Genomic DNA, 23,365 nt, shown 5'->3' on the forward strand with positions numbered 1-23,365 from the left:
CTCAATCCGTTAAGCGACAGGCGTCAGACGATACTGCCAGGCGATGCGCCCAGGCGAGCCGGGCGCGGTGACAGGATTTTTCAGGCGCCTGTGGCCTGCAGGGGCATGGTCAGCTCGACCCGCAGGCCATCCGGCCGGCTGTCGAAATGCAGCACGCAGCCACAGCGCTGGACGATCGCCTGGACGATCGCCAGGCCCAGGCCGCAGCCGGTGCTCTTACCATTGCGCCAGAAGCGCTGGGTCAGGTGCTGCAGGTCATCCTCGGCGATACCCGGCCCATGGTCGCGGACCAGGAAGCGTACGCGATTGCCGATGGTTTCCACGCTCAACTCCACCGGCGCATCCCCTGGCGTATGGCGCAGGGCGTTGTCCAGCAGATTGCGCAAGGCGGCAATCGACAGGGTCGAAGGCATTTCCAACGGCGCTGCGGAACAAGGCTCCTGCAGGTGCAGGACGATACGCTGCCGATCACCGTTGGCCGAATCCTGGATCGCCAGGCGCGCCACCTGTTCGGCCGTGCACTGAACGCCATCGTCGAACGACAGGCTGCCCTCCACCCGGGCCAGCAACAACAACTGCTCCAGGGTCCGGTGCAGGCGATCGGCACCGGCCTCGGCATGGGCCAGGGACTGGTCACGGGCGGCGCCGTCGGTCATCCGCGCCACCTGCAGGTGGGTCTTGATCGCTGTCAGCGGGCTGCGCAACTCATGGGCGGCATCACCGGTCAGGCGCCGTTCACGCTCGATCGCCTTGCCGATGCGCTGCAGCAACTGGTTCTGGGTTTCCAGCAACGGTTTCAATTCGCTGGGCAACGGATGGATCTGCAGCGGTTCGAGAGAATCCGGGCTGCGCCGCTTCAGCGCGTCACTCATGCGCTTGAGCGGTGCCAGGCCCTGGCCAAGCCCCAGCCAGAGCAGGAACAGGCAGACCAGCAACGCCACCCCGACCGGTACCGAGGCCGCCAGCAGCACCGAGAGGTTCAGCGCCTCGCGCTCGACCTGGCGGTCGGCGGTGGTGATATGAATGTCGCCACGCACCAGGGTAAAGGTGCGCCACGGCGCGCCATCGATCATCTGGTCATGGAAGCCGACGCTATGGGCCTCCAGGGCCTGTTCGGGGTTGTTATGGCTGCGAGCCAGCACCTCGCCACGCAGGGAACTGACCTGGCAGGCCATGCCACCGGTGATATTGAGTTGTTCGGAGCTGAAATGCGTGACCTCGCCCCTGCCCGACATCATCGGCGACTGCTCCATCAACCCGGCCACCATCCGTGCCGAAGCCACCAGCCGCTGGTCGAGGGAAAACATCATCTGGTGGCGCAGGTCGCTGAGCATCCAGGTCGCCGCCAGGGCCCAGATCAGGATGAACGCCGAGCCGATGGTCAGGCTCAGGCGCAGGCGCAGGCTCATCATGCTTCTCCGTCACCCGCCGGCCCCAGGCGATAGCCCAGGCCCCGTACCGTCTCGACGATGCCATTGCCCAGCTTGCGCCGCAGATGGTGGATGTGCACGTTGAGGGCGTTGCTTTCCAGCTCGTCGCTGAAACCGTAGACGCTGTCCTTGAGCTGTTCGCTGGAGAGCACCCGGCCACGGTTGTGCAGCAGCGCCTGCAACAGCGCCTGCTCGCGCCGCGAGAGATCGACCGATTGGCCATTGAGGGTGGTGACGCGGCTGCTCGGGTCATAGCTCAGCGGACCGTGCTCGATCAGGTTGACGCTACGCCCGGCGACCCGGCGCAACAGGGTCTGCAGGCGGGCGAACAGTTCGCGCAGGTCGAACGGCTTGAGCAGGTAGTCGTCGGCGCCGGCCTGTAGGCCGTCGACCCGATCGGTCACCGAATCGCGGGCGGTGAGGATCAGCACCGGCAGTTCCAGGCCCTTGCTGCGCAACTGGGTCAACAGCCGCAGGCCGTCTTCGTCGGGCAGGCCGAGGTCCAGCACCATCACGTCGAATTGCGCCGCGCGCAGCATGGCCCGCGCCGCTGCCGCCGTGGCGACATGCTCCACGGTCATGCCCTGGGCGGTGAGGCCGGCGACGATGCCGCTGGCGATCAACTCATCGTCTTCGCAAACCAGTACGTGCATGGGATTACCTGTGCAAATATGTCCATTGGAACCCGGACGGATTAAGCGGCGATTATGCCGTGACTCCATAAAGATAGTAACGTTCGCGCCCGCGACAGCGACTGCTGGCGCGGGTTAATGATCGGTTAATCGCTGGCCGCCACTCTTGGCCTGACAAGCTTGTGCACCAAGGACTTTCTATGCGTTGGTTGTTGACCTTTTTTTTCCTGATCTTCGCCAGCCTGGCACAGGCCGGCAACGACCCGTTCGCGGTGAAAAAAACCGAGTTTCCGCCCGCCAACCAGGTCTTTGTCTTCAGTTCGGAGAAGCTGGCCTCGGGCCAGACGCGTCTGTACTGGCAGATCAGCGACGGCTATTACCTGTATCAGAAGCGCCTGAAGTTCGACGGCCTGGATCCGGGGCACCGCCCCAGCCTGCCCGAAGCCCTGGCACACAGCGATGAGTTTTTCGGCGACCAGCCGGTCTATCGCACCGAACTGGAAGTGCTGATTCCGGCAGACGCCCGCGGCAAGGTCAGTGTCGGCTGGCAAGGCTGTGCCGATGCCGGGCTGTGCTATCCACCCCAGACCCAGGTGGTCGACCTCGGCGAACAGGCAACCACGGCACGGCAACCGGCACAGGCGACATCCGGTCAGCCGGCGCAGGCCCAGGACCAGTCCCTGGCCAGCAGCCTGAGCCAGCAGACACTGGGTTGGAGCCTGCTGGCATTCTTCGGCCTCGGCTTGTTGCTGGCCTTTACCCCCTGCACCCTGCCGATGCTGCCGATCCTCGCTGGCATCGTGGTCGGCAGCGGCGCCAGTCCCCGGCGCGGTTTCGCCCTGGCTGGCAGCTATGTGCTGAGCATGGCACTGGTCTATGCCGGCCTTGGCGTGATTGCCGCGCTCCTGGGCGGCAACCTGCAGGCCTTCCTGCAGCAGCCCTGGCTGCTGGGCAGTTTCGCCGCCCTGTTCGTGGTGCTTGCCCTGCCGATGTTCGGTTTCTTCGAACTGCAACTGCCCAGTGCCCTGCGTGATCGCCTGGAACGCGCCGGAGAAGGCCGCCGTGGCGGCAGCCTGCTCGGAGCCGGGATCATCGGTGCATTGTCCGCGCTGCTGGTTGGCCCCTGCATGACCGCACCGCTGGCCGGTGCCCTGCTGTATATCGCCCAGAGCGGCAATGTGCTGCTCGGTGGCCTGGTGCTGTTCAGTCTCGGCATCGGCATGGGCCTGCCGCTGTTGTTGCTGGTCACCGTCGGCAACCGCTTCCTGCCCAAGCCGGGACTGTGGATGGACCGGGTCAAGGCGCTGTTCGGCTTCCTGTTCATCGGCACCGCGATCGTGATGATCCGTCCGGTGGTCAACGAATCGCTGTGGGTCGGCCTATGGGGCGCACTGGCACTGGTAGTGGCGCGTTCGCTGTGGGTGTTGGCCCGACAACCCGGTCGCGCCGCACTGGCAGCCGCCTGCGTCAGCCTGCTGCTGGGCCTGTGGGGCAGCCTGCTGGTGATCGGTGCCGCCGGCGGTGGCAACGACCTGTGGCGCCCGCTGCAGGTCTACACCGGCGGCAACGGCCCGGCCACGACAAGCCACGCCAGCTTCGTCACCGTCAACGAGCCCGCCGCGCTGCAGCATGAGCTGGATGCGGCCAAGGCTGCTGGCCAGTGGGTGCTGGTGGATTACTACGCGGACTGGTGCGTGTCGTGCAAGGTCATGGAAAAGCAGGTGTTCGCCAAGCCCGAAGTGGTGGCGGCCCTGCGTGACGTGCACCTGGTGCGCCTGGACGTGACCCACGACAACGCAGCCAGCCACGAGCTGCTCAGCCGTTTCGAAGTGCCCGGTCCGCCGACCCTGCTGTGGATCACCCCCGAAGGCAGCGAACGCCGGGCCAGCCGCATCACCGGCGAAATCGACGCCGCCGGTTTCCTGCAAAACTGGAATAGCACACGGGATGCCCGCTAAATGCTGACCCTGACCCTCGGAACCTTCGCCCTGTCGATCAACCACCTGCTGTTGCTGCTGGCGCTCGCCCTGGCCACGCTGGTTGGCTGGTGGGTGGCCAAGCGCGGTGGCGACAACCCGGAGTCGGTGCTGTTCAGTCTGTTCGTCCTGGGCATGCTGGCAGCCCGCGGCAGCTTCGTGATCGCCTATTGGAACTACTTTCGCAACGATCCGCTGCAGATCCTCGACATCCGCGACGGCGGCTTCCTGCCCTGGCCGGGCCTGCTCGCGGTACTGCTCGGCGCCCTGGCCTGGGCCTGGCACCGGCCGGCACTGCGCAGGCCACTGGGCTTCGGCCTCGGTAGCGGGATCGCCTTCTGGCTGCTGGCGACCTTCTCCATGGCGCTCTACGAGCAGGGTTCGCGGCTGCCGACCATCACCCTGCTCAATGCCGAGGGCAAGGCCGTGCAATTGAGCGACTATCAGGGCGGGCCGCTGGTGATCAACCTCTGGGCGACCTGGTGCCCGCCTTGCCGGCGGGAAATGCCGGTCTTGCAGAAGGCCCAGCGCGAGCGCCAGGACGTGACCTTCCTGTTCGTCAACCAGGCCGAAAGCATGCAAAGCGTGACCACCTTCCTGATGACCCAGGGCCTGAACCTCGACAACGTACTGTTCGACGGCCGCGGTCAACTGGCGCAGAGCGTCGGTTCCATGGCCCTGCCCACCACCCTGCTGTACAGCGCCGAAGGCCACCTGCTCGACAGCCACCTGGGTGAGCTGTCCGAGGCCAGCCTGGCCCGCGTCCTGGAAAATTTCGGTCCCCCTCCCTCCAACAAGGCCGCCGTGGCCGCCGCAAGGAAACCGCTATGCCCTTCAACCGCCACCTGCTGAACCTGAGCCTGAGCACCGCCATCGGTGCCTGGCTGCTGCAGGCACCTGTGACGCAGGCCGAGGAACTGCCTGCGCCGATCAAGAGCATTGAAGCCAAGGGCGCCAGAATCGTTGGCAGCTTCGACGCACCCGGCGGCCTGCGTGGCTATGCCGCCCAGTACCAGAACCGTGGCATGGCCCTGTACCTGACGCCGGATGGCAAGCATGTGATCGCCGGCAACCTGTACGACGCCGAAGGCAAGGACCTGAGCCAGGCCCCCTTGCAGAAACTGGTCTATGCGCCGATGTCCAAGCAGGTCTGGGGCCAGATGGAAAAGAGCAACTGGATCGAGGACGGCAAGAAGGATGCACCGCGCATCGTCTATCTGTTCAGCGACCCCAACTGCCCCTACTGCAACATGTTCTGGGAACAGGCGCGACCCTGGGTGGAATCCGGCAAGGTGCAGTTGCGGCATATCATGGTCGGGATCATCCGGGAGGACAGCCCGGCCAAGGCTGCCGCACTGTTCGCCGCCAAGGACCCGCAACAGGCCCTGCACGACCATGAGAAGGCTGGCAAGGGCAGTTCGCTCAAGCCGCTGGCGAAGATCCCGGCGGACATCCAGGCCAAGCTCGACGCCAACACCAAGCTGATGGACGACCTGGAACTGGCGGCCACCCCGGCGATCTTCTACCTCGACGACAACGGCGACCTGCAACAGCAGCAGGGCGCACCGTCGCCGGACAAGCTGGTGAAGATTCTCGGGCCGAAGTGATCCCGGCAAACAGCAGACTGGTGTGGGTGAACAGGCTTGTGTGGCGAATCAGGTCGCCCAGGTCCTCCCCGTGCTGTACTCGGACATCGCCCGCAATGGCACGGTAGGACACCTACCGTGGCGAGCGGGCTTGCCCGCGCTGGGGCGCGAAGCGGCCCTGGAAGCGGCCATCGCGTGCGGCTTGACACTGCGCGGTCGCTGATTTTACGGCTGCCGTGCAGCCGAACGCGGGCAAGCCCGCTCGCCACATCACATTGCGCTTGCCACATCTCCAACCCATCCCATGGGCCCACTCAACAGCAGCAGGCCCATGCGTTCAGGCGTTAAGGCCTACAGCCCCTCCAGCTCCGCCATCAGGTCGCCCAAGTCCTCCCCGTGCTGTACTCGGACATCGCCCGCAATGGCACGGTGGGACACCTACCGTGGCGAGCGGGCTTGCCCGCGCTGGGGCGCGAAGCGGCCCTGGAAGCGGCCATCGCGTGCGGCCTGACACTGCGCGGTCGCTGATTTTACGGCTGCCGTGCAGCCGAACGCGGGCAAGCCCGCTCGCCACATCACATTGCGCTTGCCACATCTCCAACCCATCCCATGGGCCCACCCAACAGCAGCAGGCCCATGCGTTCAGGCGTTAAGGCCTACAGCCCCTCCAGCTCCGCCATCAGGTCGCCCAGGTCCTCCCCATGCTGTACTCGGACATCGCCCGCAATGGCACGATAGGACACCTACTGTGGCGAGCGGGCTTGCCCGCGCTGGGGCGCGAAGCGGCCCTGGAAGCGGCTATCGCGTGCGGCCTGACATTGCGCGGTCGCTGATTTTACGGCTGCCGTGCAGCCGAGCGCGGGCAAGCCCGCTCGCCACATCACATTGCGCTTGCCACATCTCCAACCCATCCCATGGGCCCACTCAACAGCAGCAGGCCCATGCGTTCAGGCGTTAAGGCCTACAGCCCCTCCAGCTCCGCCATCAGGTCGCCCAGGTCCTCCCCGTGCTGTACTCGGACATCGCCCGCAATGGCACGGTAGGACACCTACCGTGGCGAGCGGGCTTGCCCGCGCTGGGGCGCGAAGCGGCCCTGGAAGCGGCCATCGCGTGCGGCCTGACACTGCGCGGTCGCTGATTTTACGGCTGCCGTGCAGCCGAACGCGGGCAAGCCCGCTCGCCACATCACATTGTGCTTGCCACATCTCCAACCCATCCCATGGGCCCGCCAACAGCGGCAGGCCCATGCGTTCAGGCCTACAGTCCCTCCAGCTCCGCCATCAGGTCGCTCAGGCGATCGACCTTCTCCTCGCTGATTTCACTGGCCTGCAGTCCCTCGATGTAGCCGGCCAGTTCCTCCACCGTGCTGCACTCGAACATTGCCCGCAACGGCACGTTGCGTTGCAGGGCCTTTTGCACCCGCGAGGCGATCTGCGTAGCCAGCAACGAATGCCCGCCCAGCTCGAAGAAGTTGTCCCGTACCCCGACCCGCTCGACCTTCAGCACCTCGGCCCAGATGGCCGCCAGCGTGTCTTCCAGCTCGTTGCGCGGCGCCAGGTAGTCCTGGCCCTGCAACTGGCCGATTTCCAGCGCCGGCAGCAACTTGCGATCAAGCTTGCCGTTGGCGTTGAGCGGCAGACGCTCCAGCCACAGCCAATGCAGCGGTACCATGTACTCCGGCAGCTCGGCGCGCAGGCGTTGCTTGATCCGGTCCAGGCTGTCGGCCTGGCCCGGCGCCGAGTCGGTCGCCACCAGGTAACCGACCAGGTGCTTGCCGTTGACGCCCTCCTGGACGCCCACTGCCGCCTCGCGGACTTCCGGTTGCTCGTGCAGGCGGGCCTCGATTTCGCCAAGTTCGATCCGGTAACCGCGAATCTTCACCTGGTGGTCGATCCGGCCGACGTACTCCAGTACGCCATCGCTGCGTCGACGTGCCAGGTCACCGGTACGGTACAGCCGCTCACCCGCCGCCCCGAACGGGTTCGGTACGAAAGCCTGGGCGGTCCGCAGCGGATCGCTGACATAACCACGCCCCACCCCGGTACCGGCCACGCACAACTCGCCCACCGCACCGACCGGCACCAGCTCATCGGCGCCGTCGAGCAGGTACAGCCGGTTGTTGTCGGTCGGCGTACCGATCGGCAGGTAGCTGCCACGGGTCGAGGCCAGGTCGACGCGGAAGAACGCCACGTCGTCCGAACATTCCGCCGGACCATAGGCGTTGACCAGCGCGACCTGTGGATAGCGCAACAGCCACTGGTGCGCCAGCTCCGGTGGCATCGCCTCGCCCGTCGGCAGCATCCAGCGCAGGCCATCGAGACTGACAGGCTCCTGGGCCAGCATGCCCTGGATCAGCGACGGTACGCTTTCCAGCACGGTGATCCGTTGTTGCCGGACGTGTTCGAGCAGCCCCTGCGGATCATGGGCAATCGCATTGGGCACGATATCCACTCGCGCACCGAACAGCGGCGCGGCGAGGAACTGCCAGACCGAAATGTCGAAGCTCTGCGAAGCGGTCTGGGCAATCACGTCCGACTCGTCCAGTTGCAGGTACGGCACCTTGCTCAACTGGTTGTTGAGCATGCCGCGCTGCTCGACCATCACCCCCTTGGGCAGGCCGGTGGAGCCCGAGGTATAGATCACATAGGCCAGATTGTCCGGCCCGCTGTAGATCCCCGGATTGACCAGCGGATACGCGCCCTGCTGCACGTCTTCCCAGACCAGCAGTTGCGGCCGCTCGCCGCTCGACTCGTCGAGCAGCGCCTGTGCCTGGTCGCGGCAGGCGGCGGTGCAGACCAGCAACGGCGTACGGCTCAATTCGATGATCCGGCTCAGGCGCTGGTTCGGCAGGCCCGGGTCCAGCGGCAGGTAGCCGGCGCCGGCCTTGAAGCTGCCGACGATCATGCCCAGCAGATCGAGGCTACGCTCGGCCAGCAGCGCCACCGGCTGGTCGACCGCGACGCCGGCTGCCACCAGGGCGTGGCCCAGGCGGTTGGCGGACTGGTTCAGTTGCTCATAGCTCAGTTGCAAGTCCTGGCAGCTCGCGGCGATACGCTGCGGATGCGCTGCGACCTGTTCCTCGAACAGCGCCACGTAGCTCCGTTCCAGAGGGTATTCATGGGCACTCTGGTTGCAGCCCTCGAGCAGGAAGTCACGCTCCTCGGCGCCCAGCAGCGGCAGCGCGTCCATGTCGCCATGGAAACCGTCGACCAGCGCCAGCAACAGGCGCTTGAACTCGCCCAGCAGGCGCTCGACGCTTTCGGCTTCGAAGTAGCGCTGGTCGTAGGACAGGTGCAGCCCCAGGTCATCACCTGGGTAGCAGACCGCGGTCAACGGGAAGTTGGTATGGGTACGGCCCGAGTCCGAGGTGGCATTGAGGCTTTGTGCCCGATCCAGTACCGAGACTTCCACCGGCGCATTCTCGAACACGAACAGGCTGTCGAACAACGGCTGGCCCTTGGGCAGCTCGCTCTGCTCCTGGATGGTCACCAGCGGCAGGTATTCGTATTCGCGCAGTTCCATGTTGCGTTCCAACAGCCCACCCAACCAGTCGCGCACGCTGCAGCCAGCGCCGTCTTCCGGCAGTTTCACCCGCAGCGCGATGCTGTTGATGAACAGGCCGACGGTGCGTTGCATCTGCGGCATTTCCACCGGCCGTCCGGCCACGGTGACCCCGAACAGCACGTCGCGATCACCACTGAACCGGCGCAGGACCAGGGCCCAGGCCGCCTGGGCGAAGGTGTTGATGGTCAACTGATGCTGCTGCGCCAGTTCACGCAGGCGCGCTCCGTCACGTGGATCGAGACGGGTGTAACGATCGCCCACCACCATGCCGCCGCTGTCGCCGGCGTGCTCACGCAGGAACGGCCGGTCGCTCGGGATATGCGTGGCGCGCTCGAAGCCCTGCAGGTTGTCCTTCCACCAGCGCCGGGCTTCGGCCAGGTCGCGACGTTGCAGCCAGCCGATGTAGTCGCGGTAGCGCGGCGGCACCGCCAGTTGCGCTTCACGGCCTTCGCCCAGGGCGGTGTAGATCTCGAAGAAGTCGTTCATCAGCAGCGAACGGCACCAGGCATCGATGAGGATGTGGTGGTTGCTCATCATGAACCAGTAGCGGGCCTCGCCGACCTTGATCAGGCGCAGGTGGAACGGTGCCTCGCGCAACAGGTCGAACCCGGCTTCGCGTTCGCTCTTGAGCAGCTGCTGCAGGCGTGGCTCCTGCTGTTCCTCGGCTTCGGCGCTCCAGTCCAGATACTCGAACGGCGTGCTGCCCGGCTTGTGGATAACCTGCAGCATGTCCTCGCCGACGTTCCAGCAGAACGACGCACGCAAGGCTTCATGACGAGCGATCACCGCCTGCCAGGCCTGGGCGAAACGCTGCGGATCGAGTTCGCTGTTGATCCGGTAGCGGTCCTGCATGTAGTACAGGCCGGTCCCCGGCTCCAACAGGGTGTGCAGCAGCAGGCCCTCCTGCATCGGTGTCAGCGGGTAGACGTCCTCGATCTGCGCGGCCGCCACCGGCAGTGCGTCCAGCTGCGCCTGGTTCAGGCGGGCCAGCGGGAAGTCCGAAGGTGTCAGGCCGCCAGCGTCCTCACGCAGGCAGTGTTCGACCAGGCTGCCCAGCTCGCCCAGGTAGGCATCGGCCAGCTCGGCGATGGTCGCGTTGTCGAAGCGCTCGCGGCTGAAGGTCCAGCGCAGCACCAGCTCGCCGCCATAGACCTGGCTGTCGATGCTCAGTTCGTTGGGCAGCGGTGCCTCGGCGCCGTGGACTTCGCCCGCCGACTCTTCCAGCGGGCGGAACAGCGCCTCGTCGCCGAAACTCTGGTCGAACTGCCCCAGGTAGTTGAAGGTGACCGGGGCCACCGGCAGGCTGGCCATCGCCTCGCGTAGCGCCGGCTCGGCCAGGTAGCGCAGCACGCCATGGCCCAGGCCCTTGTGCGGTACCGCGCGCAGTTGTTCCTTGATCGCCTTGATCGAATCGCCCTGCACGGCCGCTTCCTCGATGTTCAGCGGGGTCAGGCGTACCGGGTAGGCGCTGGTGAACCAGCCGACGGTGCGGGTCAGGTCGATTTCGTCGAACAGGGTCTCGCGACCGTGGCCTTCCAACTGCACGAGGGCCGATGGCTGGCCGGTCCAGCGGCAGATCACCCGTGCCAGGGCGGTCAGCAGCAGGTCGTTGACCTGGGTGCGGTAGGCACTCGGCGCCTGTTGCAGCAAGGCCCGGGTGCGCGCCGCATCGAGACGCACGCTGACGGTTTCGGCATGGCGGTTCTGCCGCCCGCCCTCGGGGCGTTCGCACGGCAACTCGTGATAAGGCCCGGCCAGGTCAGGCCCGGCCAATTGCGCCTGCCACAATGCCAGTTCCTCGCGCAGCGACTCGCTGCCGGCGTAGGCCTGCAGGCGGTTGGCCCAGTCACGCAGGGAGCTGGTTTTCGCCGGCAGTTGTACCGGTTCGGCAGCCAGTACCTGGCGGTAGACGTTCTGCAGGTCTTCCAGCAGTACGCGCCAGGACACACCGTCGACCACCAGGTGGTGAATCGCCAGCAGCAGGCGTTGCTCACCTTGCGGGCCATCCACCAGCAAGGCGCGCAGCAGCGGCCCGTGTTGCAGGTCAAGACTGCGTTGCGCCTCGGTGAACAGCGCCGTGCACTGGTTCATCGCCGTGACCTGAACCTGTTGCAACAGGGTCGCCTCATTCGGCGCACGATACTCGGCACGCCACTGGCCCGCCTCGGTGGTGAAGCCCAGGCGCAATGCATCATGATGCTCCAGCAGGGCCGCCAGGGCCTGCTCCAGGGCATGCGGGTCGAGCGCGCGAACCGGCTCCAGGACCAACGCCTGGTTCCAGTGCTGGCGCTCGGGGATGTCGCTGCCCAGGAACCAGTGCTGGATCGGCGTCAGGCTCGATTCGCCAGTGAGCAGGCCCTGCTCGGCGGTGATCCGCTCGCTGCGGGTGGCCACCGCCGCCAGGGTCTGCACGGTCTGGTGCTGGAACAGGTCGCGGGGGCTGAAGTGGATTCCCAGTTGCCGCGCGCGGCTGACCACCTGGATCGACAGGATCGAGTCGCCACCGAGTTCGAAGAAGTTGTCGTTCAGGCCGACCTGGCCGACGTTCAGCACGTCACGCCAGATTCCGGCCAGGTGCTGCTCCAGTTCGTTGCTCGGCGCCACGTATTGCTGGCGGTTGAGCTCCGGGTCCGGCGCCGGCAGTGCACGGCGGTCGAGCTTGCCGTTGGCGGTCAGCGGCATGCTTTCCAGCAGCACCAGATGGGCCGGTACCATGTAGTCCGGCAACTGGCTCTTGAGGTGCGCCTTGAGCGCTTCGCGCAGTTGCAACTGCAGCGTGTCATCCTGCGCCGCGACATCGCTGACCAGGTAGGCCGCCAGTTGCTTGCCGCCAGGCGCATCCAGGGCCAGCACCACGGCCTCGCGGATCGCCTCGTGTTCCAGCAGGCGGTTCTCGATTTCCCCCAGTTCGATGCGGAAACCGCGGATCTTCACCTGATGGTCGATCCGGCCCATGTATTCCACCAGGCCATCGGCACGCTGGCGGACCAGGTCACCGGTACGATACAGGCGCGCGCCCTCGGCCCCGAACGGGTCGGCGACGAAGCGCTCGGCGGTGATCCCCGGGCGCTGGTGATAACCCACGGCCAGGCCGGCACCGCCGACATACAGTTCACCGGTGGCACCTTGCGGCAACAGCGCCAGGTCGGCATCGAGGATGTACGCCACCCGGGCGCCCACCACCGTGCCGATCGGCACACTGCCCGCGCCTTCTTCCAACACTTGCGGCGCCAGGCTGGCCAGCGGCATGACCACGGTCTCGGTCGGGCCGTAGGCGTTGAAGAACAGGCTCGGCTGAAAGGCCGCGCGAATGCGATGCAGGTGTTCGCCGGTCAGCGCCTCGCCGCCGGTGATGCACATGCGCACTGGGAGCGTCTGCTGCTGGGTCGCCAGCCATTGGGCCAATTGGCTGCCGTAGCTCGGGGTGAAACCCAGGATGCTGACCTGCTGCTCGCGGATGAGTTGGCAGATTTCCTCGGCATCCCATTGACCCTGGGCGCGCAGCACCACGCGGGCACCGCTGAGCAGCGGGACCAGCAGACGCTCGGTAGCGGCGTCGAAGTTGATCGAATAGAAGTGCAGCTCGCAGTCGTCCGGTTGCATGTCGAAACGACGGATCACCGCCTGGCAGTGCATGGCGATTTCACCATGGGACACCACCACCCCCTTGGGCTTGCCGGTGGAGCCGGAGGTGTAGATCAGGTACGCCTGGTGCTGCGGCAGGCTGATGAACGGCAGCTCGTCGGCCGGGTATTCGGCCAACGCCGGACCATCCTGTTCCAGGCACCACTGGGCGACGCCGGCCGGCAGCGGGCCGAGGGCGTCGAGCAGCGCACGATGGCTCAACAGCAGGCCGACGCCACTGTCCTCGATCATGTAGTGCAGTCGATCCAGCGGGTATTCCGGGTCCAACGGCACATAGGCACCACCGGCCTTGAGGATCGCCAGCAGGCCCACCACCATCTCCAGCGACCGCTCCAGCGCCAGGCCGACCCGCACCTGCGGGCCCACGCCCTGCTCACGCAGGCGCCAGGCCAGGCGGTTGGCCTGGGCGTTCAGCTCGCCGTAGCTGAGAGTCTGGCCGGCGAAGGTCAGGGCCGGTGCATCAGGCCGGGCCTCGACCTGCTGGCGGAACAGTTGATGGATGCACTGGTCGAGCCGCTGCTCGCCGGCTTGCGCGCCGAGACTGGCGAACAGCGCCTGCTGCTCGTCGGCCTGCAACAGCGGCAGCTCGCTCAGGCGCTGTTGCGGGTCGCCGATCAGCGCCTCCAGCAGGTTGCGCCAATGCGCGGCCATGCGCGCGATCCGCGGCTCGTCGAACAGGTCGGTGCTGTAGGTCAGGCAGCAACCCAGGCGATGGTCGAGGTCGGTGACTTCCAGGTTGAGGTCGAACTTGGTCGCCCGGGCATCGTTGACCAGGTACTCGACGCGCATCTCGCCCAGGGTACGACTCTGCTGGAATTCCCAGCGCTGGACGTTGCACATCACCTGGAACAGTGGGTTGTAGGCGGCACTGCGTGGCGGCTGCAAGGCTTCGACCAGGTGATCGAACGGCAGGTCCTGGTGGGACTGCCCCTCGATCACGGTGTGCCGGACCTGCTCGAACAGTTCGCCGACGCTCATCTGCCCGTCGAGCTGGCAACGCAACACCTGGGTATTGAGGAAGGCGCCGATCAGCCCTTCGCTTTCCGGGCGGATGCGGTTGGCTACCGGGGCACCGATACGCAGGTCGGTCTGGCCGCTGTAGCGGTAGAGCAGCACCGACAGCGCGGCGGTCATGGTCATGAACAGGGTCAGGCCATGCTGCGTATTGAAGGCGCGGACCCGGGCCGCCAGGTCATCGCTGAGGTCGAAGCGATACAGCTCGCCACGGTGGCTCTGCACCGGCGGGCGTGGCCGGTCGCTGGGCAGTTCGAGCAGAGGATGTTCATTGCCCAACTGAGCCGTCCAGTAGTCCAGCTGGCGCTGGCGCTCGCCGGATTCCAGCCACTGGCGCTGCCAGACGCTGTAGTCCAGGTACTGTACCGGCAACGGCGGCAGCGGCGACTGGCGCTTGTCGATGAACGCCTCGTAGAGTGCACTCAGTTCGCGGGCGAAGATGTCCATCGCCCAGCCTTCGGTGACGATGTGGTGCAGGGTCAGGACGAAGTAGTGCTCCTGTGTCCCGGCCTTGACCAGGCAGGCCCGCAGCAGCGGCCCGGTTTCCAGGTTGAAGGGCAGGTGCGCCTCGCTGTCGGCCAGCTGTTGCAGGCGTTGCTCGCGCGCCTCGCGATCGAGGGCGGAAAAGTCCTTCCAGGCCAGGCGCACGCCGGTTTCAGCCGAAACCTGCTGGTGTGCCACGCCGTTGTGGCTCGGGAACGTGGTACGCAGGGTTTCATGACGCTGAATCAGCGCCTGCAACGCGGCCTCGAAACAGGCCACATCGAGTACGCCGGTAAACCGTGCCATGCCGCCGACGTTGTAGGCCGGGCTGTCCGGCTCCATCTGCCAGAGGAACCACATGCGCTGCTGGGAATAGGACAACGGTACCGGCTGGCTGCGGTCGACCTGGCCGATGGCCGCCTGCCGGTTGCGTTGACCGGTCAGCTGGAGCTGCTGCACCTGCTCGGCAAACGCGCCCAGCTCCGGTGCCTCGAACAGCACTCGCAGCGGCAGTTCGACGTCACAGGCCTGACGGGTGCGGGAAATGATCTGGGTCGCCAGCAGCGAATGGCCGCCCAGGGCAAAGAAGTCGTCGCCCAGACCGACCTGCGGCTGGCCCAGCACCTCGCGCCAGATCGCGGCGATCTGCTGCTGCAGCGGGGTCACCGGCTCGATGTGTTCGCGCACCTGCCATTGCGGTTCCGGCAGCGCCTTGCGGTCCAGCTTGCCACTGGGGCTCAGCGGCATTTCCTCCAGGCGCAGCAGCTGCGCCGGGACCATGTACTCCGGCAGCTCGGCGGCCAGAGCGGACTTGAGGGCGACGCTCTGCTCCTGCTCGGTCGCGGTGCTGCCCGGGCTGGTGTAGTAGCCGATCAGCTGTACACCGGCGACGGTCTCGCGCACCAGCACCACGGCCTGGGCCACCCCTTCGAGGGCCAGCAGGCGTGCCTCGATTTCTTCGGGCTCAACACGGAAGCCGCGCAGCTTGACCTGCTGGTCGAGACGGCCGAGGTATTCCAGCACGCCATCGGCGACCCAACGGGCACGGTCACCGGTGCGGTACAGGCGCTCGCCGACTTCGCCCAGCGGGTCGGCGACGAAGCGTTCGGCAGTCAGCCCGGCGCGTCCCAGGTAGCCACGGGCCAGGCCGATGCCACCGATGCACAGTTCACCCGGCACGCCGTTGGGCAGCGGATTCAGTTCGGCATCGAGCACCCGGCAGATCACGTTGCCCAGCGGGCGACCGATTGGCGAGCGCTCGCCGTCGCTCGCCTGGCAGTGCCAGTGGGTGACGTTGATCGCGGTTTCGGTCGGGCCATAGCGGTTGTGCAATTGCACCTGTGGCAACTGCTCCAGGACCCGGTTGCGCAGTTCGGCCGGCAGCGCCTCGCCACCGCAGAACAGCCGCCGCAGGCTGGCGCACCCGGCCACCAGCGGTTCGTTGATGAACAGCTGCAGCAGCGGCGGCACGAAGTGCAAGGTGGTCACGCCGAAGGCCTGTACCAGCTGGGCGATGCGATAGGGATCGCGATGCTCGCCGGGACCTGCGATGACCAGTTGGCAACCGGTGATCAGCGGCCAGAAGCATTCCCAGACCGACACGTCGAAACTGATCGGAGCCTTCTGCATCAGCACATCGCTGGCATCCAGGGCGTAGGTCGCCTGCATCCATTGCAGGCGCTCGGCCAGGGCCGCATGGGTATTGCCGACGCCCTTGGGCTGGCCGGTGGAACCGGAGGTGTAGATCACGTAGGCGAGGTTGTCGCCGTGCAGGTGCAGGCCCGGCGCCTGGCTTGGCCAGGTGTCGAGCTTGAGCAGGTCCATCGCCACCGCGCTGACCCCCGCCGCCACCGGCAGGCTGTCGAGCAGGTGACTCTGGGTCAGCAGCAGTTCGACGCCGCTGTCGGCGAGCATGTAGGCCAGGCGTTCGCTCGGATAGTCCGGGTCCAGCGGCACGTACGCGCCACCGGCCTTGATGATCGCCAGCAGGCCGACCAGCAATTGCGGCGAACGCTCGGCGGCAATCGCCACGCGGACATCCGGGCCGACGCCCTTGTCCCGCAGGTAATGAGCCAGGCGGTTGGCCTGGGTATGCAGCTCGGCGAAATCGAGGCTGCCGCCATCCCATACCAGGGCGATGCGCTCCGGCGTTGATTGCGCCTGGCGGTTCAGCAGTTCCGGCAGCCACTCGCCGGCTGGCGTGCAGGGCGCGACGGCCCACGCGGCCTGCTGCTCGCGCTCGCTGGCGGTCAGCAGCGCCAAGTCACCAAGGGCCTGTTCCGGTTGCCGGGTCACCTGTTGCAGCAGGCTGACGAAATGCTCGGCCAGGCGAGCGATGGTCGCCTCGTCGAACAGCTCGTCGGCGTAGTCGAAGGCCAGGCTCAGGCGGCCACTGCGATCTTCCTCGCTGTGCAGTTGCAGGTCGAACTTGGCTTCGCGGCTGTGCCATGGCAGCTCGTCGGCGAGCAGGCCGGGCAGGCGACGCAGGGCGGACAGGTCGCGCTGCTGGTGGTTGAACATGACCTGGAACAGGCCCTGCTCGCGGGCCTCGGGGAAGGCTTCGAGCAGTTGTTCGAACGGCAGGTCCTGGTTGGCCTGGGCGTCGAGGGTGGCCTGGCGGGTCTGAGCCAACAGCTCGACGAACGGCAAGCGCGAGTCGAGCCCGGCGCGCAGCACCAGGGTATTGATGAAGAAGCCGATCAGGCCCTGGGTTTCCAGCCGTGGGCGGTTGGCACTCGGTACGCCGATGCGGATGTCGCGCTGACCGCTGTAGCGAAACAGCAGGCTCTGGAAGGCCGAGAGCAGCAGCATGAATGGCGTCGACTCACAGCTCTGGGCCGTCTCGCGCACCGCCGCACTGAGCGCGGCATCCAGGCGCAGGTTCAGGCGCGAGGCACTGTGGCGCTTCTGGGTGGAACGTGGATGATCGGTCGCCAGGTCGAGAATCGGCTGTTCACCCCCCAGTTGTTCTTTCCAGTACGCCAGCTGGCGCTGGCTTTCGCCCTGGGCCAGCCATTGGCGCTGCCAGCTGCCGTAGTCGGCGTACTGCAACGGCAGGGGCGCCAGTTCAGCCACCTGGCCCTGGGACGCCGCCGCGTACAGGCGGGCAAACTCGTCGATCAGGATATTCAGCGACCAACCGTCGGCGATGATGTGGTGCATCGTCACCAGCAACTGGTGTTCCTGGTCATCCAGGCGGACCAGGGTCACCCACAGCAGCGGGCCCTTCTCCAGGTCGAACTGGGTACGCGCCTCATCTTCGCGGATCTGCCGGGCGCGGGCTTCGCGCTGTTCGGTTGGCAGGTCGCCAAGGTCGATCAGTTGCAGATCGAAGGCGGCATTGGCATCGATGCGCTGCATGGCCTGACCATCACGCTCGTAGAAACGGGTGCGCAGGGATTCGTGGCGCTCGATCAGCCGCTCGAAGCTGCTGCGCAGCGCCGTCTCATCCAGCTCGCCACGCAGGCGCAGGGCGCCGGGGATGGTGTAGGCGCTGCTCTGCGGGTCCAGTTGCCAGAGGAACCACAGGCGGTTCTGGGCCAGGGACTGCGGCAGCTCCTGGCTGCGCGACAGCTGCACGATGGCACCCTGGGCCGCACCACCATCCTGTTGCTGGCGGGCGACCTGGGCGGCAAACGCCCCCAGGGTCGGCGCCTCGAACAGCAGGCGCAGGTTCAGTTCGATACCCAGTTCTTCACGCAGGCGGGCGACCACCTGGGTGGCAAGAATCGAGTTGCCACCGAGCAGGAAGAAATGGTCATCGGCGGCAACACTGTCCACTTGCAGCTGTTCACGCCAGACCCGCGCGACCAGCGCCTGCAACTCATCGACGACCGTCTCGGCGACTTCGCCCGCAGCCGTCGCCTGGTCAGGGAACAGCGCATAGCTGTCGAGGCTGCCATCGACCAGGCGGTTGCGACAGGCCGAACGCTGCAGCTTGCCGCTGGAAGTCTTCGGCAACGCACCCGGGTTGAGCAGCACCACCACGCTCGGTGCTTCCTGATAGGCCTCGGCCACCGTCTGGCGGATGAGCTTGATCAGCGCCTCGGCCGGCAGGATCTTCTGCACGCTGCGGCTGATTTCCGCGGCGATACCGATGCCGTCCTGGCCATCGCGGGTCACGGCGAACGCAGCGACGCGCCCCTTGCGCACCACATCCACTTCACGCTCGATGGTCTGTTCGATGTCCTGCGGGTACAGGTTGTGCCCACGCACGATCAGCATGTCCTTCAGGCGGCCGGTGATGAACAGCTCGCCGTCGCGCATGAAACCCAGGTCGCCGGTGCGCAGCCAAGTCCGCCCCTCGTGCTGGACGAAGGTCTTGGCCGATGCCTCGGGATTGCGCCAGTAGCCATGGGCGATGCTCGGGCCGGCGGCCCAGACTTCACCAACGACGTTTTCGCCGAGCACTTGCAGGCTGCTCGGCTCGACCACCAGCACCGCATGTTCGGGCTGGCTGGTGCCGCAACTCATGACCGGGCTGCCATCGCCGGGCTCGGCGCGATTGCGCGCCAGTGCCGCTTCATCGAGGCGCAACGCGGGAATGCCCTTGCCACGCTGGCCACCGGCGACGAACAGGGTGGCCTCGGCCAGCCCATAGGACGCGAAGTAGCTCTGCTCGCTGAAACCACAGGATGCGAACTTCTCGGCGAAACGTTCCAGGGTGTCCAGGCGGATCGGCTCGGAGCCGGAGTAGGCCACGCGCCAGCCGCTGAGGTCGAGCCGCGCCAGCGCGGTTTCGCTGACCCGCTCGCTGCACAGGCGGTAGGCGAAGTCCGGGCCACCGCTGATGGTGCCACCGTATTCGCTGATCGCCTCCAGCCAGCGCAGTGGCCGGCCGAGGAAATAGGCCGGCGACATCAGCACGCATGGCACGCCACTGAAGATCGGTTGCAGCAGGCCACCGATCAGCCCCATGTCGTGGTACAGCGGCAACCAACTGACAATCACATCGTCGGGGTTGAGGTCGATGCCAAAACCGTGGCGGATCAGCACTTCGTTGGCGACCAGGTTGCCATGGCTGACCTGCACGCCCTTGGGCATCGCGGTGGAGCCGGAGGTGTATTGCAGGAAGGCGATGTCGTCGGGCTGCACACCGGCATCACGCCAATGGTCGGCCAGGGCACTGTCGAGTGTGTCCACGCACAGCAACTGCGGCGCATCGGCGGCCGACAGCTCGTCCATCTGCAGCAACGGCTCGCGCAGGTCGGCGCTGGTCAGCACCAGTCGTGGCTCGGCATCGGCGATGATCGACAGCAACCGCTCCTGGTGATGACGCCGGCTCGACTCCGGTGGATAGGCCGGTACCGCGATCACTCCGGCGTACAGGCAGCCGAAGAACGCCGCAACGTAGTCCGGGCCGCTGGGAAACAGCAGGACCGCTCGATCCCCCAACTGCGCATTGGCTTGCAGGGCAGCGGCGATGGTTCGCGCCCGCAGGTCCAGGTCCCGGTAACTGAGCACCGCGCCCTGCTCCTTGTCTTCGGCGAGGAACCGCAGCGCCAATCGGTCCGGGGTCTGCAGTGCGCGACGCTGAAGGGCCTGGGCCAGGGTATTGGGGAGTTCGAACGCGTCAATCATGGGGATTCCTGCCTGGAGTCGGCCAGGGTCTGTACGAACTGTATCTGCGCTCGCCCAGGCTGCGTTGAAAACCGGCTTGGAATGCTCATTGACGCCCGTCAACTGCGCTTGCTCGCCGGTTTTCGCCTTGCCTGGCCTTCGCCCGAAAACATTTCGTACAGACCCTAGCAAATTGGATTCGTGAAAAAGGCTGCGCCCCTTGGCGCAGCAGGAGCGTCAGCTGGCGGCCTGGGCCAACTGCCGGGCCGCACTGTTGCGCCAGCGCGACAGATGCCCATCGGCATAGCGGCGCAGGTGACGCAACAGGGCGGCTTCCTGATCGATCAGGTAGAAGTGGTGTCCCTCGAACAGGTCCAGGGAGAAGCCGGTCGAGGTTTCGGCCTGCCAGTCGAGCAGTTCGTCGGTGCGCACGCTGTCCTGCTTGCCGCCAAACACGTGGATCGGCATGGCCAACGGTTCGCGCTCGCCATACTGGAAGCTGCCGCAAAGCAGGAAGTCGGCACGCAGGATCGGCAGCATCAGTTGCATCAGGTCGCGGTTGGCCAGCGTCTCCTCGGTCGTGCCCTTGAGCTCGCGCAGACGCGCCATCAGTTGTTCGTCGGTCTTGGCCTCGGCGTATTCACTGACATCGCGCCGCGACGGCCCGGCCGTCGCCGAGGTGAACAGCGCCAATGGCGCCGGCAGCCCGCGCGAACGCAGCGCATGGGCCAGCTCGAAGGCCAACAGGCCGCCCAGGCTATGGCCGAACAGTGCATAGGGACGATCCAGCTCTGCTGCGATCTCATCGGCCAGTTGGTTGGCCAGGCGGACGATGTCGCTCTGCAGCGGCTCGTTCATGCGCATGCCACGACCAGGCAACTCCAGCGGTCGCACCTGCAGCCACTCCGGCATATGGCGGCGCCAGCGGCTGTAGACCATGGCGCTGGCACCGGAATAAGGCAGGCAGAACAGGCGAAGGCTCAGGGAGGTGCTCATGCCCAGCCACCGTTGCGATTAACCATTGCGCCCTCCTCACGGGTCTCGATGCTTGGCCGGGGCGCTCGCCCGGCCTGTCAACTGAGAACGGATGGCAATGGCAAATAATTAGTCCCCGACGTCGCGCCGACGACGAGTACCGCAGTCCTGAAAAGGTGCGTCATTTTTCAGTAACGCACTATGAGGCATCATTAGTTCTATTTCTCAATTGACAATCATTATCATTAAGAATAATTTGTCGCTCGATGTGTAGCCAGACGCTTACAAGCGCTCGGACTACGACCTATTCGAACAAGGTGATTTCCATGACGGAACAAGTATCCACAAGCAGGTGTGATTCACCGTTACTCCAGGCGTTCGTCGACAACCGCCTGATCCTGGTCAAGATCGCCGCGCGCATCACCGGCTGCCGGTCGCGGGCCGAGGACGTGGTGCAGGACGCGTTTTTTCGCCTGCAATCGGCACCGCAGATCACGTCGTCGTTCAAGGCGCAGCTCAGCTACCTGTTCCAGATCGTGCGCAACCTGGCGATCGACCACTATCGCAAGCAGGCCCTGGAACTGAAGTATGCGGGCCCGGAAGAGGAAGGCTTGAATGTGGTCATCCACGGCGCTTCGCCAGAAACCTCGCACATCAACTTCTCGACACTGGAACACATCGCCGATGCGCTGACCGAACTGCCGCAGCGCACCCGCTATGCCTTTGAGATGTATCGCCTGCACGGCGTGCCACAGAAGGACATCGCCAAGGAACTGGGTGTATCGCCGACTCTGGTGAACTTCATGATTCGCGACGCGCTGGTGCATTGCCGCAAGGTCTCGGCCCACCGCAGCGAAAATCACGTCCGGCACTGATCGGCACCCTCACGCCCCGCGAACACCGCTTTCGTCAGAGGTGACGATTGACCGCATTGGCCGTCGGCATCACTTCGATCCGATAAGGCTGGAAGATCTTCAGCAGTTCACCCTTGTTGCGCAGGCGTTCCAGCAGCTGGCTGAACGCCTCGCCACTGATCGGCGACTTCGGTCGCAACAACGCATAGTGGTGATAGACCTGGTCAACCCGCTCGGAAATCAACAATTCCTTGGCTGTCCCCGGGTTGCGATTCAGGTAGTCGAACAGGTACGAACGGGTCACCAGGGCAATGTCGGCACGGCCCCGCAGCACCATCAGCAGGTTGCTGTCATGCGAATAGGTCAAGGTGGCGTTGTAGGTCTCGGCCAGGTACTTGGGATCGGCATTGAATTGTGCGAACTCATAGTGATAGCCACTGAACAAGGCCAGGCGCTTGCCCTTGAGGTCAGCGAAATAGGCCTCGCTACGGTCCGGCTTTTTCTGGGCGACGAATACCTCGGCATCCTCCAGCCCCATGTCGACATTCACATGAGCAATATCCTTCCAGCCCCAGTCCGGGTTCTCGAAGATCGCCATGTCGGTTCGGCCATCCTCGAAATCACGAAACCGCCGGGGAATCGAGGTGGGCACCAGCACGAAGTGATAGTCACCCTGCAGGGCGTTGAGGGCTTCGGCCAACTGCGGCAGCACGCCGGTGTCGGCGCCCTGCTCGGGACGAATGGTGTAGGGCGGGAAGTGTGCGGCACCGATCCGGACCTCCTGCGCCGCCGAAACCGATTGAACCATCAGCACGCCCAGCGCCAACCCTATAACTCGGAATGCCGTCCGCACTGGCGAAAGCTTCAAGGCCACACACCTCAGAATAAATATCGTTGATACCACTAAGCTAGGCGTTTTTGTTCGCTTAGACAACTTGACGCCCGCTAATTAATCACTTGCACAACACACACTTAGCTGTCTTTGAGAATCAATGCCAGGGCCTCGTCGGCCAACTGATCCAATGTCAGGCTGCCCTGTGGACGAAACCAGGTGGTGGTCCAGGACAGCGCGCCCGTCAGGAAGCGCCGGGCAATGAACACATCCCCCTTGATATAGCCCGCCTCGCGGGCCTCGCCGAGCACCTGCAGCCAGATCTGCTCGTAGATGTCACGCAGGGCCAGCACCTTGGCCTGCGCCAGCGGCGAGAGTGAACGCCACTCGTAGACCAGCACCGCCATGGCCTCGCCCGTGCCACCCATGATCGATTGCAGCTCGCAGCGGATCAGCGCCAGCACGCGCTCGCGCACGCTGCCGGCCTCGGCCAGGGAGGCGCGCATCAGGGCGGTGTTGTAGATGATGGTCTCCTCCATCACCGCCCGCAGGATCTCGTCCTTGCTCTTGAAGTGATGAAAGATGCTGCCGGACTGGATACCGATGGCGCTGGCCAGGTCACGCACCGTGGTGCGTTCGTAGCCCTTGTTGCGAAACAGATGCGCGGCGGTCTGCAGCAGCTTGCCGCGGGCACTGTCCGGATCGGTCAGTTGCCCCGCCTGTACCAGTTCCCCCATGACTTGCTGGGCTTGTTGCTCGTTCACGGCATTCTCCTCAATGCTGGTGCCGTTACACGCCCGGAAACCGGGAGGTTG

General features: G+C 65.6%; 10 protein-coding genes. 4 read left to right on the forward strand and 6 right to left on the reverse strand.

Going from position 1 to position 23,365, the window contains the following annotated elements:
• Positions 1-80 precede the first annotated feature (80 nt).
• Positions 81-1,412, reverse strand: coding sequence for an ATP-binding protein (locus tag HU752_RS23620; protein ID WP_186687591.1), 1,332 nt, complete (start codon positions 1,410-1,412; stop codon positions 81-83).
• Positions 1,409-2,083 (reverse strand): response regulator, encoded by a 675-nt coding sequence (locus HU752_RS23625; protein ID WP_017905453.1) that lies wholly within the window; start codon positions 2,081-2,083, stop codon positions 1,409-1,411. The genes HU752_RS23620 and HU752_RS23625 overlap by 4 nt, the downstream gene beginning before the upstream one ends.
• Positions 2,084-2,262: 179 nt before the next feature.
• On the opposite strand from HU752_RS23625, the gene dsbD reads away from it, so the two are divergent.
• The 3 genes from dsbD to dsbG are packed head-to-tail and all read left to right on the forward strand — an operon-like array spanning position 2,263 to position 5,645.
• Positions 2,263-4,020, forward strand: a complete 1,758-nt coding sequence (gene dsbD, locus HU752_RS23630) for a protein-disulfide reductase DsbD (protein ID WP_186687593.1) — start codon at positions 2,263-2,265, stop codon at positions 4,018-4,020.
• Positions 4,021-4,890 carry a TlpA disulfide reductase family protein gene (locus tag HU752_RS23635; RefSeq protein ID WP_186687595.1) on the forward strand — a complete coding sequence of 290 codons (870 nt, stop codon included), beginning with the start codon at positions 4,021-4,023 and terminating at the stop codon, positions 4,888-4,890.
• Entirely contained in the window at positions 4,866-5,645 is a 780-nt protein-coding gene (gene dsbG, locus HU752_RS23640; protein ID WP_186687596.1) for a thiol:disulfide interchange protein DsbG, read from the forward strand. The genes HU752_RS23635 and dsbG overlap by 25 nt, the downstream gene beginning before the upstream one ends.
• Positions 5,646-6,881: 1,236 nt before the next feature.
• Here dsbG and HU752_RS23645 read toward each other — a convergent pair.
• Both HU752_RS23645 and HU752_RS23650 read right to left on the reverse strand, forming a co-directional pair.
• Positions 6,882-19,910, reverse strand: a complete 13,029-nt coding sequence (locus HU752_RS23645) for a non-ribosomal peptide synthetase (protein ID WP_186681244.1) — start codon at positions 19,908-19,910, stop codon at positions 6,882-6,884.
• 216 nt (positions 19,911-20,126) lie between these two features.
• Positions 20,127-20,885 carry a thioesterase II family protein gene (locus HU752_RS23650; protein WP_186681245.1) on the reverse strand — a complete coding sequence of 253 codons (759 nt, stop codon included), beginning with the start codon at positions 20,883-20,885 and terminating at the stop codon, positions 20,127-20,129.
• A 305-nt stretch (positions 20,886-21,190) separates the two neighbouring features.
• Here HU752_RS23650 and HU752_RS23655 point away from each other — a divergent pair, with 305 nt between their 5' ends.
• The gene (locus HU752_RS23655; RefSeq protein WP_186681247.1) at positions 21,191-21,739 is read left to right on the forward strand and encodes an RNA polymerase factor sigma-70; all 549 of its coding nucleotides are present in this window, start codon (positions 21,191-21,193) and stop codon (positions 21,737-21,739) included.
• Between the two features lie 34 nt (positions 21,740-21,773).
• On the opposite strand, the gene HU752_RS23660 is transcribed toward HU752_RS23655, so the two are convergent.
• Together HU752_RS23660 and HU752_RS23665 are read right to left on the reverse strand one after the other, a co-directional pair.
• On the reverse strand, positions 21,774-22,526 hold the full coding sequence (locus HU752_RS23660; protein ID WP_186681249.1) for a substrate-binding periplasmic protein: 753 nt from the start codon (positions 22,524-22,526) through the stop codon (positions 21,774-21,776).
• A 164-nt stretch (positions 22,527-22,690) separates the two neighbouring features.
• Positions 22,691-23,314: a TetR/AcrR family transcriptional regulator gene (locus HU752_RS23665; RefSeq protein WP_186681252.1), complete on the reverse strand. Its 624-nt coding sequence runs from the start codon at positions 23,312-23,314 to the stop codon at positions 22,691-22,693.
• Positions 23,315-23,365: the final 51 nt, after the last annotated feature.

The sequence above is a fragment of the Pseudomonas vanderleydeniana genome (assembly GCF_014268755.2).
Classification (GTDB): domain Bacteria; phylum Pseudomonadota; class Gammaproteobacteria; order Pseudomonadales; family Pseudomonadaceae; genus Aquipseudomonas; species Aquipseudomonas vanderleydeniana.

Coding starts and splice junctions, on each gene's coding strand:
- HU752_RS23620 (WP_186687591.1), bottom strand. CDS start 1,412: ATGATGAGCCTGCGCCTGCGCCTGAGCCTGACCATCGGCTCGGCGTTC.
- HU752_RS23625 (WP_017905453.1), bottom strand. CDS start 2,083: ATGCACGTACTGGTTTGCGAAGACGATGAGTTGATCGCCAGCGGCATC.
- dsbD (WP_186687593.1), top strand. CDS start 2,263: ATGCGTTGGTTGTTGACCTTTTTTTTCCTGATCTTCGCCAGCCTGGCA.
- HU752_RS23635 (WP_186687595.1), top strand. CDS start 4,021: ATGCTGACCCTGACCCTCGGAACCTTCGCCCTGTCGATCAACCACCTG.
- dsbG (WP_186687596.1), top strand. CDS start 4,866: ATGCCCTTCAACCGCCACCTGCTGAACCTGAGCCTGAGCACCGCCATC.
- HU752_RS23645 (WP_186681244.1), bottom strand. CDS start 19,910: ATGATTGACGCGTTCGAACTCCCCAATACCCTGGCCCAGGCCCTTCAG.
- HU752_RS23650 (WP_186681245.1), bottom strand. CDS start 20,885: ATGAGCACCTCCCTGAGCCTTCGCCTGTTCTGCCTGCCTTATTCCGGT.
- HU752_RS23655 (WP_186681247.1), top strand. CDS start 21,191: ATGACGGAACAAGTATCCACAAGCAGGTGTGATTCACCGTTACTCCAG.
- HU752_RS23660 (WP_186681249.1), bottom strand. CDS start 22,526: ATGGTTCAATCGGTTTCGGCGGCGCAGGAGGTCCGGATCGGTGCCGCA.